General features: G+C 47.2%; 12 protein-coding genes. 8 read left to right on the top strand and 4 right to left on the bottom strand.

What is annotated here, in order from left to right; genetic code table 11:
* Nucleotides 1-19 precede the first annotated feature (19 nt).
* Nucleotides 20-1,150, top strand: coding sequence for a WD40/YVTN/BNR-like repeat-containing protein (locus AB4Z29_RS07550; RefSeq protein ID WP_441942455.1), 1,131 nt, complete (start codon nt 20-22; stop codon nt 1,148-1,150).
* 64 nt (nt 1,151-1,214) lie between these two features.
* Here the strand turns inward: AB4Z29_RS07550 and AB4Z29_RS07545 are convergent, their stop codons facing one another.
* Nucleotides 1,215-2,084, bottom strand: a complete 870-nt coding sequence (locus tag AB4Z29_RS07545) for a pentapeptide repeat-containing protein (RefSeq protein WP_441942454.1) — start codon at nt 2,082-2,084, stop codon at nt 1,215-1,217.
* 256 nt (nt 2,085-2,340) lie between these two features.
* Between AB4Z29_RS07545 and AB4Z29_RS07540 the strand changes: the two genes are divergently transcribed.
* Nucleotides 2,341-3,387, top strand: coding sequence for a zinc-dependent alcohol dehydrogenase (locus AB4Z29_RS07540; RefSeq protein ID WP_441942453.1), 1,047 nt, complete (start codon nt 2,341-2,343; stop codon nt 3,385-3,387).
* On the opposite strand, the gene AB4Z29_RS07535 is transcribed toward AB4Z29_RS07540, so the two are convergent.
* Both AB4Z29_RS07535 and AB4Z29_RS07530 read right to left on the bottom strand, forming a co-directional pair.
* Complete coding sequence (locus tag AB4Z29_RS07535; RefSeq protein ID WP_441942452.1) at nt 3,374-4,774, bottom strand: extracellular solute-binding protein; 1,401 nt, start codon at nt 4,772-4,774, stop codon at nt 3,374-3,376. The genes AB4Z29_RS07540 and AB4Z29_RS07535 overlap by 14 nt on opposite strands.
* A 91-nt stretch (nt 4,775-4,865) precedes the next feature.
* The gene (locus AB4Z29_RS07530) at nt 4,866-5,468 is read right to left on the bottom strand and encodes a TetR/AcrR family transcriptional regulator (protein WP_441942451.1); all 603 of its coding nucleotides are present in this window, start codon (nt 5,466-5,468) and stop codon (nt 4,866-4,868) included.
* Between the two features lie 222 nt (nt 5,469-5,690).
* Between AB4Z29_RS07530 and AB4Z29_RS07525 the strand changes: the two genes are divergently transcribed.
* Nucleotides 5,691-6,449, top strand: a complete 759-nt coding sequence (locus AB4Z29_RS07525) for an SDR family oxidoreductase (protein WP_441942450.1) — start codon at nt 5,691-5,693, stop codon at nt 6,447-6,449.
* Between the two features lie 188 nt (nt 6,450-6,637).
* On the opposite strand, the gene AB4Z29_RS07520 is transcribed toward AB4Z29_RS07525, so the two are convergent.
* Entirely contained in the window at nt 6,638-7,783 is a 1,146-nt protein-coding gene (locus AB4Z29_RS07520; RefSeq protein ID WP_441942807.1) for a glycosyl hydrolase family 8, read from the bottom strand.
* Between the two features lie 197 nt (nt 7,784-7,980).
* Between AB4Z29_RS07520 and cdaS the strand changes: the two genes are divergently transcribed.
* The 5 genes from cdaS (at nt 7,981) to AB4Z29_RS07495 (ending at nt 15,403) form a co-directional block, all read left to right on the top strand.
* Nucleotides 7,981-8,619, top strand: a complete 639-nt coding sequence (gene cdaS, locus AB4Z29_RS07515; RefSeq protein WP_441942449.1) for a sporulation-specific diadenylate cyclase CdaS — start codon at nt 7,981-7,983, stop codon at nt 8,617-8,619.
* A gap of 261 nt (nt 8,620-8,880) precedes the next feature.
* On the top strand, nt 8,881-9,537 hold the full coding sequence (locus AB4Z29_RS07510) for a FusB/FusC family EF-G-binding protein (protein WP_441942448.1): 657 nt from the start codon (nt 8,881-8,883) through the stop codon (nt 9,535-9,537).
* Nucleotides 9,538-9,751: 214 nt separating this feature from the next.
* Entirely contained in the window at nt 9,752-10,303 is a 552-nt protein-coding gene (locus tag AB4Z29_RS07505) for a hypothetical protein (protein ID WP_441942447.1), read from the top strand.
* A 379-nt stretch (nt 10,304-10,682) separates the two neighbouring features.
* A complete protein-coding gene (locus AB4Z29_RS07500; RefSeq protein WP_441942446.1) occupies nt 10,683-14,558 on the top strand; it encodes a discoidin domain-containing protein in 3,876 nt (1,291 codons plus the stop codon).
* Nucleotides 14,559-14,707: 149 nt separating this feature from the next.
* Complete coding sequence (locus tag AB4Z29_RS07495; protein ID WP_441942445.1) at nt 14,708-15,403, top strand: formylglycine-generating enzyme family protein; 696 nt, start codon at nt 14,708-14,710, stop codon at nt 15,401-15,403.
* The last annotated feature ends 64 nt before the right edge of the window (nt 15,404-15,467 follow it).

The raw sequence follows: 15,467 nt of genomic DNA, 5'->3' as shown, positions 1-15,467 counted from the left end.
GAAACTGGAGGAACATCGAATGAGAATCATTCAGCTTAGATCAGGATTGGCTGCTGCTGCGCTTGCGATTGGCATAACGGCTGCGGTACCGTTCGCACAAGCAGCAGGAAGCGTTGGATCCACAGAATTGTTCAACGGTACGCCGGCAGGCGATTCAAGCTACCATTTCAGCGAAATTCAATTTTTAAACGGGACGACAGGTCGCGCAGCAGGGAATGGGTTCCTCATTGGTACTTCTGACGCTGGCTCGTCCTGGCAGTCTATTTATAAAGGAACCTGGCAATTTACGCAGCTTGATTTTATTTCCAATACCACGGGCTGGGCACTGGCAAAATCGGCAGCAGGCGGCACGAATGCGCTGATTCAAACGACGAATGGCGGAAGTACGTTCACAAAAATTCCAACAGGCGGGATCGCGTTAGAGCGAATCCGTTTTCTTGATGTTAAAAACGGTTTTGGATATACAAGGGCCTTTGCTTATAAGACCACAAATGGCGGTAAGACATGGACAAAAATGTCCACACCGCCAAATACACGCTACGCGGAATTCTCGAATATGAAACAGGGCTGGGCATTAGTCGTTGTGCCTGGCTTCGGATATACGCTGTCGCGTACGACGGATGGAGGCAGCAGCTGGACTACGAAGCTTAGCGTGAGATCTGGCGAGATAAGCGGAGGAGAGCTAAATGTCAGCGGAAGCGAGGTATGGGCGAGGTTCAATGGCGGCGTGGGCATGTCCCAGCAATCTTATTCCCTGTATGCTTCTGCTGATAACGGTTCGAGCTGGCGGAAAGTGATCAGTCAGGCGACCGCAGGGGGAGGACCTGCGCCAGGAGCAGCAGCCGGTATCGCGAAAGAGGGACCAGCCTCTCCCGGAGGTCATGCAAGCAACCTTGAGCTCGTAGACGGCGCAGCTATTCTCGGCGGGTTCTCTCCAGCTGGTGAGCAAATAGGTGTTGGCCGCTCATTGGACCAAGGCAAAACATGGGCAAACCTGAAACCGATTAAAGGTTTCGAGAACGTCATCTCTTTTACAACCAAAAACCATGGCTGGATGGCGGACACTAGCGTATCAAGCCCATCCATATACAGTACAGGCGATGGCGGCAAAACATGGACCAAAAAGCTCAGCATTCCAACAGATCATTAGATATGCAGTTGAACCTAATAAAAGACTGAAGCCAACATGGGCTTCAGTCTTTTGCCGCTAGAACCTAATTGGCCCAGTGAGTAGGTCGGTGTAGCGTCGACGGAAGCTTTGTGCGTGAGTCGCCTTTTGCCGCATTAACTTGAACCTGCGTTAGAAATAGGCTATCTGTTAAATCAGCACCTCGGATGTCTGTATCGCGGAAATCAGCACCGATCAGGTCAGCCGAGCGCAAGTCAGCATCTCTTAAGTCTGCCGCGATGAGGTAAGCGCCTCTTAGATTGGCTCCAAGTAAACTCGCTCCTCTAAGCTTCGCCCCCATAAGATCAGCTCCGCGACCATACTTCTTCTGTGGCTTTCTCGATTTCTGAGCTTGCTCGCTGGCTGCACGAGCCCGGACAAGCTCACTCGTTTGAAGCAGTAGTGCATTCACCAATGCGCGGTGGACGGAAACCTCAAGCTTAATCAGTTCATCTGCATGTAGAAGCGTAAGTCGCTCCGTTTCGTCATATGCTTGTCTTAGATCATGCTGGATGGATTGGGCTGCTTCCAGTCTCATTGCTTCGTTTAAGTACCATAGCAGCTCTTGCAGCTCCCACATGATAGGAAAGACCTCGAACATTTGCTGTGCGTTATCCGGCGACTGTCGCCAGTGCTTGCCGCCGAACGTATGATTGGATACCTTCTGTCCAGCTCCAAAGCAATCATAGACGGTGCATCCCCGAAATCCTTTTCTCCTCAAGGAATCATGAATGCCGCAGCGAAAGTCCGTCTGCAGATTGCTGCAAGGCTGACCCGCATGCTTGTCTTTGGCAAAGTCTACAGAAGCTGAATAGGGTAAAGAAACACAGCATAATCCGAAGCAATTCTCGCAATCTCCCTGTAAGGGATTATTGTGGTTGATCGAGTCCTGCTTGGTTGATGGATTGTCAGTCAATGTGCAGCCTCCAGTAATATAATATCGTGACCATAACGTTCCTATACGGATTACGCATGATCGAGAATGAGAGAAAGATATAACCGTCTATCTATCATATTATGAGCGTAATTTCCCGTCAATCCGGAGGAGATCAGATTCATGTACTGTCCATGTTGATATAAAAAAAAAGTTTGACAGCTTCTATATAAGCGAATACGATAATGTTATGATCCAGATATGAACCAATAAATAATGCAGAAAGAAGGGATACAAAATGAAGGTGGATCGCATGAAAGCTGTGGTTTCAATTCGTGGAAATATAGAAATTATAAATCAGGAATTGCCGCAGCTAGAAGCAGGCATGGTATTAATTGAAACCAGCTGTTCGGCAATTAGCTCGGGTACTGAGCTTCTACTAAAAAACAACATGGCTGATTACCCGATTCCGCTTGGTTACAGCGCGATGGGGTATGTGCGAGAAGTAGGGGAGGGAGTAACGCATGTTCAAGTGGGACAGCGCGCAGCTTGCTACGGCTCTCCATATGTAAAGCACGCGGAATGGTTGGCGGTACCGAAGCATCTGGTCATCCCGCTGCCGGATGAATGCCGGTCATCGGATGCAGCCTTTGTCGGAATTGGCGCGATCGCCATTCATGCGCTGCGCCAATCTGACCTTCACTTCGGGGAAACCATAGTGATTGTCGGGTTAGGCATTCTAGGGCAGATTGCCGGCCGAATTGCTGAAGCTTCCGGTTACCGGCTTATCGGCTTCGATCTTCTGGAAGAGCGCTGCAGCAATCTCTCGGAATCAGGCGTCAATCATGTGTACAGCGACGAATCTAAGGTTCAAACAGCGATAGACGAGATGACGCATGAGCAAGGGGCAGATGCCGTCATCATCTGTGCGAATGGAGCCAACCCCGGCATCATTAATCAAGCGCTGCACTGGATTCGAGACCGAGGCAAGGTCATCATAGTCGGTGATGTCGGCATGAGCTTTGACCGGGAATTGATGTTCAGCAAAGAAGCCCAAATCCTTATATCGCGTGCGGGAGGCCCAGGAAGGTACGACAACAGCTACGAACGCGAGGGAGCAGATTATCCGATTGGGTACATAAGATGGACGGAAGGACGGAATATGGCTGAATTCATCCGTCTTCTGTCGGAGGAACGTATTTCGATAGAAACGCTAATTACGCATGAAATGAATTTATCCTCACTATCACAAGCTTATGAGCTGCTTCGTGAATCGCCTCGCTCCGTGCTCGGCGTGCTTGTTCATTATGAACAGGGTTCGGGAGCGTCAGCTATTCCAGAGTGAACGGAATAGCCTCAAGCTCATCCTCCAGCTTACGGAAGGCCGAATCGAAGTCCTCAAGCCGCGCCCAATATAGCTTGAAATTGCGTTTTATAATTTCCAGCTCGGCTAACGTAATGTTCATATCTGAATAGTTTTGGAAAGTAGAAATAATATCCCTGTACATGTGAAAGCGGGAAGGCCTATTCAGCAGCTCCTTGCCTTTCCACTCTGCCATTGGCTTGCTGCTTGGAATGCTGAGTGAATGCTGGCGAATATGCTGCTGCGCTTCGTTCGATGCCAAATAGTGAAGCAGCGTATGGGCTGCTTCTTTATTGCTGCTGGATCGATTAATCGACAGACCTATTGTCAGCAATTGCGTTCTCGCCTCCTCCAAATAAGGCAGTGGGGCTAGATCATACTCGAATTCAGCGTGGCGCAGGCGATTCAAGCTATAATAGCTCGTTATGATCATAGAAGCCTTTTGCTGCAGGAAAAACAACTCGCTATCTGAATCATTCTCTGACATATACGGCATTTCCGGATTCAATCCTTCAAAGAGTCGCAAGCTCATTTGCATCGCATCACGGAACCTCTCGTTATCCACGATAAGCTTTCCTTCCGGGCTGCGATCGAATACGACCTTATTTTGCAGCAGAAACAATGGCCAACGATTATTGGATTGTAAATGAAAAAACAAACCCATCCGCTCGTGTTTTATCGTTAATGCTTTTGCTGCTGTTTGCACATCAGACCAATGCCAGCAGCCGTCCGGCTCTGGCATCTTTTTTTCCGCGAAATGGTGTTTGTTATAACATAAGACGATCGGAGAGAATGTTAACGGTTGCACATAAACATGACCATCTTGAATAAAAGACTGCAAGAGGAACGGATACGTATCCGTATTTGGTTGGATCGGTTCCAGCATGCCAGGCAAAGCGCCTTGATCCAAAGCGACGCCGAAATGATGTGTGTTTAAGGTGAGGATATCCAGCTCGTCGCGTTCGATCATTTCCTGGGGATTCGCAGCGAGCAATGACTCGGAGATCGGAACCATTTTAACCTCAATGTGAGGAAAGCGCTCCCTAAAGAGCGCAATCAGCTGCGGTAGATTAACCTCCAGCATTAGCGTAGGATAATATCCGAACTTAAGCGTCTTTCCGCTGCTAGCCCCGATTCCGACAACTCTGGTGCCGATTCGAGGCACCTTCTCAATCATTTCCTGCTCTAGCAGCTTATCGAGGCCTTTGCGCACGGAATTTTTGCTTAGTTGGTATCGTTCCACAAGGGTGAGCTCCGAAGGCAAGAAGTCACCGGGCTGAAGCTTCCCGTTAATGATATCAGCACTCAGTGCTGTAATCATATCATCCAGCCTGCTCCGAAAGGTCGATCGTCTAGGTTTTCCCGTCATTCCTTGTATCCTCCAACCGTGTTTATAAGAAAAGTGGTATATATCTGGGCTATATTAAAATGCAATTGTCGCGCATATCCATTTGGTTGCCTTAACGGTTTAATCTAATGGCTGTTTTGGCTGCGGCCGGGCGCCAATTGATCATTTTCACCAATTGCTCCTGCATGTAAGCCGAAGAATGCTTAAAATCACTTTCTACCCAATAAAAGACCAGACCGACTAAAGCATGGATGGAATAAATGGCGTGCAGCTCGCTATCAATCCCGTTATCAAATTGTATCAGTTCTTCCTGCGTAATCTTTTTTAAAGCTGTAAACATTTTTTCTCTAATATTCAATAACACGTCGCTTTTAAAGAGAATGGAATAAACGGAAGCATGTTGATAGATATGGTCAAAAATCATAACTGATTTCGCAGGCAGCTCATCGATTCGGAACAGCTCAACGTTCTCGTATGGAGCCCGAAAGGAACGGAGCAAATCCTGAATGAGTCCGGAGATGATTTCGTCAAGCAACGCTTCTTTGCTCTCATAGTTCGAGTAGAACGTCCCTCTATTATAATTCGCAACCTCCACAATTTCCGTAATCGAAATGGAAGTGAATGGTTTTTTCGACATCAATGACAGCAGCGCTTCTCGTAAAGCTTCTCTGCTTCTTATAATTCGCCGATCTACTTTTTTGTTATTTTCGGTCAACCGGTTCACTTCCTGTCCACGTTTTCGAACAAAATCCATTACTTTGTATAGTAGATAACAAATACGTATTTTTTGCTGATTGTTTAACGATTCCGTATTTGATTATACTCGAAGTAACAGCTGTTAGCTAATGAACAACTGTCGGTTTTTATTCCTCGGAACGGTTAAATGGATCATTTGACCGAGTAACTTATCCTAGACAAAAATATGGAGGCTTCTGACATGAGATTGAATGGAAAAGTAGCAGTCATTACAGGTGCGGCATCAGGTATGGGCAAAGCAATTGCTGAGCTGTTCGCGGCAGAAGGTGCCTCTGTGGTCGTTTCAGACCTTCAAGCCGAATCCGCGCAAACCGTCGTTGCGGCCATTGAGGCAAATGGCGGGAAGGCAATTGCCGTTGCTTGTAACGTTGCGAAGGAAGAGGATGTGCAGCATCTCATAGACACAGCCGTGGAGAAGCTTGGAACGGTTGATATTCTGGTGAACAATGCGGGAATTATGGATAACTTTGTCCCTGCGGGAGAGTTGACAGATGAGCTCTGGGAGCGTGTCTTTGCCATTAATACGACGGGGCCGATGAGAACAACACGCAAAGTTCTGCCGATTTTTACGGAAAGAAAAAGCGGCGTTATCGTTAACATAGCATCCGCAGGCGGCCTGCAAGGCTCAAGAGCTGGTGCTGCATATACAGCTGCCAAGCATGCGATCGTAGGCTTCACCAAAAATGTCGGCTTCCAATATGCGCCGCTCGGTATTCGATGCAATGCAATTGCTCCAGGCGGTGTGAAAACGAATATTAGCAGTTCTATGCAAACTCCCAATCCATTCGGGATGGAGAGAGCAATGATCGGTATGGGCATTAATCCCCGTGTCGGAGAACCGGAAGAAATCGCTAAGGTGGCATTGTTCCTTGCTTCGGATGAAGCGAGCTTCGTTAACGGCACTGTCGTTGCTGCTGATGCGGGCTGGATGGCTTACTAAATCGAGGCTAGCATTTGCTATGGCAAACGTCAGTGCCGTGGCACAGCAATTCGCTGCAGCATTAGAGGAGGGAGCGTCGCTTAGCAACGTGAAGAAGGGCATAAGCGACGACCTTGTTTATCTTTCCTTGTAATTGACTTTGTATCGCAAGAGCTCAAAGAAGGCTTATCCCATTTCAAAATGCAGCATTAATTAGGCATCCAGATTCTGAAATTCCCGCTTAGAGAAAGCATCGCAAATAAATACAAACAATTATCGTAGTATCTGCGCACTCCTGTTCGGAGCGGAGTTTGCCACAGTAAATCAACCATTTTTTTGGCATTAGGGCCATCGGCTGCAGCAAGGGAGGCCATTGCATTCGTGGCCAATAAACCAACTGGATGTAAAGATTTCTCTTCAAATGGTTCGCCTGCAATCGTGTAGCGACGATAGTCGGAGGGAGCAATGCCAGCAAAAAATGCTTGTATGCGGTTTGCTTCCTCTCGCTGCCATTCATCCACGCCAAACCACTCCGTGTCTAGTCCAATGTTAGCGGCGACACGGTAGGAATCACTGAAAAAGTGCCCATATCCGCGTTCATTGTTTGGCGTACCATCATAATAAGCATATTCCGGTGCCAGCCCCGTAGCTTGATGGCATGACAGCTGTAAATAATTCCGGCTAGCTTCTGCAGCTTTTCCCCAAAAATCACGGTCTTCCGGGTTCGCCCAAAGCGCGAATAAATCATAAAAATGCGGCAAGTGGTAGGACGGATCAGAAAAATCACAATTGGGTATGAATTTGATTAAATGGTTGCTCGGCTCCCACATCGGAAAACCATCATTATTCTCTCCCTTATGGACACAGGCATGAAGTAGGTTCCTCGCTTGGATGCTGTAATCAAATGGAGCGTGCCCATCACCCCAGCGATGCGAAGCAAAGAAAAGGGCAAGCGCAAAATACTCCTCGCCGTCAGGCGCAGGCCCGTTAGATCGTCTAGCTCCGTCGATCTCGCATGACCACGCGAAATAACCCGCATTTTCGCCATCCTGCATATACATGTAAGTCTTGGTCCATCTCCAGATGCGATCGAAAATATCTTTGCGACCCATCTGTACTGCCATCATCATGCCATAAGACATACCCTCGGTCCGTACATCGAGGTTCCCCGTATCGAGCAGGTAACCCATGTCTTCTCCTGCCTCATAATAAATCCTTGTATCTTCATCGCCTTCAAATAGTTTGTCCCAAGTATCCTTGACGCGCTTTTCAATTTCTTCATCGTGATATCCGAACTGTTCGAACAAATTTCGGTAATTGCCCGTATAATAAGCCCCGGTTCCTAAAGTCTTCATCATCACCAATCCCTCCAAGCTTCATCGAATACCTTTCAAACTTTACCGTGTGGCAAGCGCAATGCCAACCCAACAATCTATATGCCTTTCTTTTAAAAATATAGGGTTTTGGTTTAACCGTTAGTTACGCTTGTATAGGAAAGCATCCATTGGCAGAGATTAGAGCTATGACTTTTACAAGAATTGGGGGATATGCGTTGAATCAGCTCAGTTGCGACGAATCGCCGATGAAAGAACAATTGAAGCAGCAATTATCTGAAATAACAAATGCGCTTCAGCATAGCTTATCGCTCATAGACGATGACAACCATTGCTTATTAAGTGATTTTGAAAATATCCGAGAATCCTTCAAACAAGCTGAAAGCGTAGCTGCTTCCTTTTATTTGAGATGCTATTTATCCGCGTTCTCGATTGATTACACGGCCATTTCCTTGACCATCCAGCATTTGTCCGCTAGGAGACACGGCGCCTTAATCATGATTCAGAGGAAGGAACCTCTGCTCACTTATATCCATTCCGGTATTGCAATTGGCGCTCAGCTCAGCCACTCCTTGTTGGAATCCATTTTTTATCCCGGGAATCCTCTTCACGACGGAGCCGTTCTGATCATTGAGAACCAAATCGTGTCGGCAGCTAATGTGCTTCCCGTGTCGACGGTTAGTGTTGATGACAAAAAGCTTGGCACGCGCCATAGAGCAGCAATTGGTTTGTCGGAACAGACCGATGCACTCGTTATCGTCATTTCAGAGGAGAGCGGGCAATCTTCCTTCGCGTACAAGGGCAGCTTGTATCCTGTAAGCTTTTCCATGGCTAGGGGACTTTTATCGCAAAGCTGAGCTTGTAACCATTAGAGCGATGATCTGGTAGAGGGAAGTTGCGGATGCGGCGGAATTCCATTTATAATAGTGGAGTAGAGGAGGCGATAGAAATGGCAAATCATATTGCCGGAATAATACGCTGCTCATGCAAAGCCTAATATAGGGCGATACTTTGCATGGGGCCTGACTGAATGAAAGTCGCCCAATATACGCTTATATCGTTTCTAATAATGGCTTTGCACCTTATATTTCCGAATATAAATAAGGGGCTGAGAAGCGATGATCCAACCATTTATTAGAAACCATCAATTCAATTTAGTGAAAAAACAAACAAATCTACTGCAAACTGCCTGCAACACCGTATCTGACCCACGGGTAGTAGACGCGGTTCGTTCCAGCACGGTTGCCAAAATCATAGAAGCCTTCCCTCATGCGACGGAGTTAGAGCTGCAAAGCTTAACAAAGCTGTCAGCGTTAAAAAGGTCGGAAGAATTCCAGCATTACTTGCATGCATTAGAACCACAAATGAAGGAATGGACCCCCGTTACGGCCGCACAGATTAAGAAGCTGTTTCCTAAAGTGAAAAAGCTGAAGCTGCCGGATTTGGCCACTTATGATTATCGCTATTTGACTTATATGGGCTGGACCGATGTCGCAGCAAATCGTATGTTCCTGTTGTATCGCCAAGATGAGCAGCTCATTGGGATTGAGGGTAAAATGACCCCCGTCCATAAGAAAGGCGTTTGTTTCTTATGCAATCGCCATGCAGAGGTAGCGTTATTCTCGGCAATAACGAAGTTCAGGCCAGCTAACGCATCGACTGATTACTACAAAGCAATTGGCAATTACATGTGTGTGAGCAGCGAAGCTTGCAACAGCCATATTGCCGATGTAACCGCCTTGGAGAAATTTATCGGAGTAGTGATGGGGAAATAAGATGACGAGAAAGCACTTGAACAAGCTCTAACCGCAATCATAAAGTGGTCATAAAGTATTAATAGATTGGCTTGCCCTCTTGCAACGGTGCTTATACCAAGCAGGAGAGCAAGCCTTTTTCGTATTGGTTAGGCCATTTGCGTATCTATTAGAATGCTCCATCCATATGATATTTAAAAACGAGTGCTAGGAAATATGAAGGAGGAGGAACTAAATGGCGTTTAAAAGGATAAGGCTTGAGAAACAAGTCTGCTCCAAAATTATATGTAAAAAAACGATTATAAGAAAGACTATCTCTAAAAGACCCATTCGCAGAAAGCCTGTGTGCAAAAGAATTGCCGCAAAGCTTCCTAAAATACAAAAATCAGCTTTCCATGCGATAGCAGGCAGCGATCAATTTATTTTGGACATGATATTCACAAAGGTTAGATATCAGGCTGAGACATTAGATCTTAATCATGAATTCAATACCTCGACATCGACCTTTCAGCCGAAGCAAACCGGAATCTATACCCTCCAAGCAAGCATAATGTTTGAATTAAATTCAATTACAGCAGTAACTCTAGATCTAGAAATCCGAATAAATGGCGTCCCGCGGATATCAGATCAAGAAAACTTCACTTCCCAGACAGGGATGATCGATGCTTCTGGTATCGTACAGTTGAACACACATGATTACGTCGAGGTATTCGCTAGAGCTAGCGGTGCGAGTGGGGATATACGAAGTGGACTGGCATCACGGTTTGAAGGCGCCAGAATAAGTTGATGCTTCAGCTAGCGCCTGGATGTGAGGTGGGATGTATTCTGTTAATTCGATCATTTAATAGAACTCATGCAGCAAGATAGGGAACTCGTGCATCTTACGGGTTCTTTTTTTGAGCCTATAGACGCTGGTATTCCTAATAACTTGGAAATGCATACATTTTCCGTAGGAACGCATCTTATAGCTCCGCCTCATCACTCTCTATAATGAGAATGTGTGACAGAAAGGAGGGAGCAGCTGCTATGCCGTAACTGTTCGCAAAGGGAGAGAACGCTTATCAAGCAACTAATGCTGCGCTTAAATCTCTCAAAATGAAAACGTTATCATTAATCGAAAAAGTACATCCACTTCCCGTATTAACATCTATTTAAGGAGGAATATAATGAACAACAAGTATGTTGCATGGCCGCTTATTCTATCAATGCTGATTTCAAGTTTTTTCCTCGCTGCCGCTCCGTTCGCTCCCGTATCCGCGGCAGGAGGCCCGAACCTGACACTTGGTAAAAACATAACGGCTAGCGGCCAATCCCAAACATATGGTCCGAATAATATCAAAGACAGCAATCAAGCTACTTACTGGGAAAGTACGAACCAAGCATTCCCGCAATGGATTCAAGTTGATCTAGGCGTTTCTACGAGCGTCGACCAAGTCGTTCTTAAAATCCCAGCGGACTGGGGAGCTCGGACACAAACACTGTCTATCGCAGGCAGTACGAACGGAACAACATTTACGAATATCGTTGGCTCCTCGGCTTATGTCTTTAATCCTTCCGCCGGGAATAACGCCGTTACGATCAATTTCTCGGCTACAAGCACACGATACTTGCGCTTTGAAGTGACCGGCAATACCGGCTGGCCTGCAGCGCAAATTTCAGAAATTGAGATCTATGGCAGCGCTGGTCCTACACCAACACCTTCAGCAACGCCAACACCTACTGGTACGTATCAGGCTGAATCAGCTGCGCTTTCCGGCGGGGCAAAAATCAATACTGATCATATCGGGTATGCCGGAACTGGCTTCGTAGATGGTTACTGGACGCAGGGTGCTGCGACAACCTTTACGGTAAATGCATCAGCTGCCGGCAATCGAAATGTAACATTGACCTATGCGAATGCAAGCGGCAGCTCCAAATCCATCAGCATTTACGTCAATGGCGTGAAAATACGACAATCTACGCTCCCAAGCCTTGCCAACTGGGATACCTGGGGGAATAGCGAAGAATTGCTTCAATTGAACGCCGGCAGCAACACCATTGCTTACAAATATGATGCCGGAGATTCAGGCAATATTAATCTTGATCAAATCATTGTAGCAGCCACAACAACCTCTACACCGACGCCAACTCCGCAGATAACACCTCCGCCTACTACAACACCAGTACCTACACCAACGCCGACGCTTACACCTACACCAACGGTCTCGCCAACTGCAACTCCGTCGGTACCTCCAAGCGGCAATCTTGCAATCGGTAAACCGATTAATGCTGCCACGAGTACACAATCCTTTATCGCTGCTAATGCAAACGACAATGATGTCACCACCTACTGGGAAGGCGGCAGCTCAAGCATTCTGACACTTGATCTTGGCGCGAATCATGACGTTACCTCAATCGTGTTGAAGCTAAATCCATCATCCGCTTGGAGCACGCGTACACAAACAATTCAAGTGCTAGGGTCTAATCAGAACACAACGACCTTCAGCAGCCTGGCAGCGGCACAATCATATACATTCAACCCAGCCACCCAGAATACGGTAACGATTCCGATAACAGCCACGGTTAAACGCCTACAGCTTAACATCTCAGCTAACTCTGGGGCTGCTGGAGGGCAGATCGCTGAATTCCAAGTATTCGGTACACCTTCGCCAAACCCTGATTTGGTTATAACGGATGTGATATGGTCACCAGCATCGCCGATCGAAACAAACGCCATTGTTCTGAACGCGACCGTTAAGAACATAGGCAACGCAAGTTCGGCAGCTACTTCAGTCAACTTTTATCTGAACAATTCGCTTGCCGGTACCGCTTCTGTCGGATTGCTGGCAGCAGGCGCTGCGACAACGGTGACTGTAGATGCCGGAACGAAAGCTGCAGCAGCTTATTCTGTCCATGCTAAAGTAGATGAGAGCAATGCCGTTATTGAACAAAATGATACTAACAACAGTTTTACAACTACATCGTCACTCGTCGTTGCTCCTGTTGCAAGCTCCGACCTGATCGGAACGACTTCGTGGACGCCTAGCAATCCAGTCGCGAGTAATGCGGTAACCTTCAATGTTAACCTTAAAAACCAAGGGAATATCGCTTCGGGCAGCGGTGCCCATGGCGTTACAGTCGTTCTGAAAAATGCTGCCGGCACAACGGTTCAAACCTATAATGGTACGTTCACCGGAACTTTAGCAGCTGGCGCATCAATCAATATTGCTATTCCAGGGACATGGACAGCCGTTACAGGCAACTATACCGTATCGACCGCCGTTGCTGCCGATACGAACGAGTTAGCGATCAAGCAGACGAATAACTCGAGTTCAACCAATCTTGTCGTGTACTCCGCACGCGGAGCAAGCATGCCATATAGCCGATATGATACGGATGATGCGACCAGAGGAGGCGGTGCCAGCTTGCAAGCCGCGCCAACCTTTGATCAAACGCTGACGGCTTCGGAAGCTTCCGGACAGCGCTACGTTGCACTGCCTACCAATGGCTCATACCTGCAATGGACAGTAAGGCAGGGTGAAGGCGGAGCAGGCGTAACCATGCGATTTACGATGCCTGATTCTTCTGATGGAATGGGGCTGAGCGGATCACTGGACGTTTACGTAAACGGAGTCAAAGCGAAAACCATTCCGCTCACTTCTTATTATAATTGGCAGTACTTCTCAAGCGATCAACCTGCGGATACGCCAGCCGGCGGTCGCCCGTTATTCCGCTTTGATGAAGTGCATTGGAAATTGGATTCGGCTTTGCAGCCAGGCGATACGATTCGCATACAGAAAAGCAATGCAGATAGCTTGGAGTACGGCGTAGATTTCCTAGAGATTGAACCCGTTCCAGCTGCCCTAGCAAAACCAGCGAATGCCGTGTCCGTAACCGAATACGGTGCTGTAGCGAACGATGGCTTGGATGATCTTGCTGCCTTTGAAGCAACGGTAACTGCCGCTGTTGCAGCTGGAAAAACCCTTTACATTCCTGAAGGGACCTTCCATATAGGGAATATGTGGAAAATCGGATCAGTCAGCAACATGATCGATGATATTACCATAGTTGGCGCGGGTATCTGGCATACCAATATTCAGTTTACCAATCCAAACTCAGCTTCTGGAGGCATCTCGTTCAGAGTGGAGGGCAAGCTTGATTTCAGCAATATCTACATGAATTCAAAGCTGCGCTCACGTTATCATGAAGGCGCCATTTACAAAGGATTTATGGACAATTTCGGTAAAAACTCAAAGGTTCACAATGTGTGGGTTGAGCATTTTGAATGTGGATTCTGGGTGGGGGACTATGCGCATACGCCAGCTATTTATGCAGATGGCCTCTTAATCGAGAACAGCCGTATTCGCAATAACCTTGCCGACGGCGTTAATTTCGCGCAGGGAACGAGCAATTCTACTGTACGCAATAGCAGTGTACGCAACAACGGGGACGATGGACTGGCCGTATGGACGAGTAACGTCAACGGTGCGACAGCAGGTGTAAACAATACCTTCTCGTTTAACACCATCGAGAATAACTGGCGTGCGGCTGCAATTGCATTCTTCGGTGGAGGCGGACATAAGGCTACTCACAACCTCATAATCGACACTGTCGGCGGTTCCGGCATTAGAATGAATACGGTGTTCCCGGGCTACCATTTCCAGAACAATACGGGCATTCTTTTCTCGGATACCACCATTATTAACAGCGGCACCAGCAGAGATCTTTACAATGGCGAACGCGGTGCGATTGATTTGGAGGCCTCCAATGATTCTATCAAAAATGTGACCTTCACCAATATTGACATAATCAATACACAACGAAGCGCTATCCAATTCGGTTATGGCGGAGGCTTTGAAAACATCGTGTTCAACAACATTAATATTAACGGCACTGGCCGAGACGGCATCTTAACCTCGCGGTTCACCTCACCGCATCCCGGAGCTGCTATTTACACCTATACGGGTAATGGCTCTGCGACATTCAACAACTTAACGACCAGTAATATTGCTCACCCGAATGTGAATTATATTCAGAATGGGTTTGGACTGGTTATTCAATAATGATAGGGGGAGGGGCGCTCATTGAGCTCCTCCTCTTTTTGTTTAATCAACCGAACAAGGTGAAATATGGACAGCTGCGAATATTAAGGGTATGTTTATGCCATGGCGTTAGAATCGGTTGAAATGCGAGAGATGAGGAGGGAGCACGCATGATAGAAGATGTAAAAAGCATAAATGATTGGCCTATGATCAACATTCCTGGGGGTCATATTTCATTAAGGGATGATCGCAAAAAGACCAGTTGGACAACAGCATTAAACCCGTTCCAGCTTGCCAAATACCCCGTAACCGTTGATTTCTATAACCTTGTTATGAATCCGTCATCAGATCCATCATCGAATGCATTAGATGGAGGCCATAATCCGGTTGTCCAAATTTCTTGGAATGACGCCGTTTCCTTTTGCAACCAGCTGTCAATTAACGCCGGTCTTAAAGAATGTTATTCTTCAAGCAGCAACGGCGAAGTCATCAGCTGTGATTGGGAAGCAGACGGTTACCGCTTGCCAAGTGAAGCCGAGTGGCAGCATGCCTGTAAAGCAGGGACAACAGGCTACCGTTATGGCGAGCTCGACCATATCGCCTGGTATAACGAAAACGCTGAGGGCAGCATTCATCCCGTAGGCAAGAAAGCCCCTAATGACTGGGGGCTGTATGATATGCTCGGAAATGTATGGGAATGGTGCTGGGATCTTTATGATGAACAAGTATACGGTTCTTACCGCATCTTTCGCGGTGGAAGCTGGGCCGAAGCGGAAAGAGGCTGCGGAGCAACTTGCCGCCGTCGCAGCCACCCGACATTCCGCATCGACGATCTCGGATTCCGATTGGCACGTTCTCAAACATGAAAGGCCTCGCACAACTCCCGTCATCGATTTCTCTTTATGGAAGCATTCCTAAAAACAAGTAAAA

It is taken from the genome of Paenibacillus sp. 2TAB23 (genome assembly GCF_052115165.1).
Classification (GTDB): Bacteria; Bacillota; Bacilli; order Paenibacillales; family Paenibacillaceae; genus Pristimantibacillus.
This window is presented reverse-complemented; position numbering and strand designations above follow the sequence as displayed.

Excerpts from the sequence above, each read along its gene's own strand:
- AB4Z29_RS07550 (WP_441942455.1), top strand. The coding sequence starts at position 20 with ATGAGAATCATTCAGCTTAGATCAGGATTGGCTGCTGCTGCGCTTGCG.
- AB4Z29_RS07540 (WP_441942453.1), top strand. The coding sequence starts at position 2,341 with ATGAAGGTGGATCGCATGAAAGCTGTGGTTTCAATTCGTGGAAATATA.
- AB4Z29_RS07535 (WP_441942452.1), bottom strand. The coding sequence starts at position 4,774 with ATGACGGGAAAACCTAGACGATCGACCTTTCGGAGCAGGCTGGATGAT.
- AB4Z29_RS07525 (WP_441942450.1), top strand. The coding sequence starts at position 5,691 with ATGAGATTGAATGGAAAAGTAGCAGTCATTACAGGTGCGGCATCAGGT.
- AB4Z29_RS07520 (WP_441942807.1), bottom strand. The coding sequence starts at position 7,783 with ATGAAGACTTTAGGAACCGGGGCTTATTATACGGGCAATTACCGAAAT.
- AB4Z29_RS07510 (WP_441942448.1), top strand. The coding sequence starts at position 8,881 with ATGATCCAACCATTTATTAGAAACCATCAATTCAATTTAGTGAAAAAA.
- AB4Z29_RS07505 (WP_441942447.1), top strand. The coding sequence starts at position 9,752 with ATGGCGTTTAAAAGGATAAGGCTTGAGAAACAAGTCTGCTCCAAAATT.
- AB4Z29_RS07500 (WP_441942446.1), top strand. The coding sequence starts at position 10,683 with ATGAACAACAAGTATGTTGCATGGCCGCTTATTCTATCAATGCTGATT.
- AB4Z29_RS07495 (WP_441942445.1), top strand. The coding sequence starts at position 14,708 with ATGATAGAAGATGTAAAAAGCATAAATGATTGGCCTATGATCAACATT.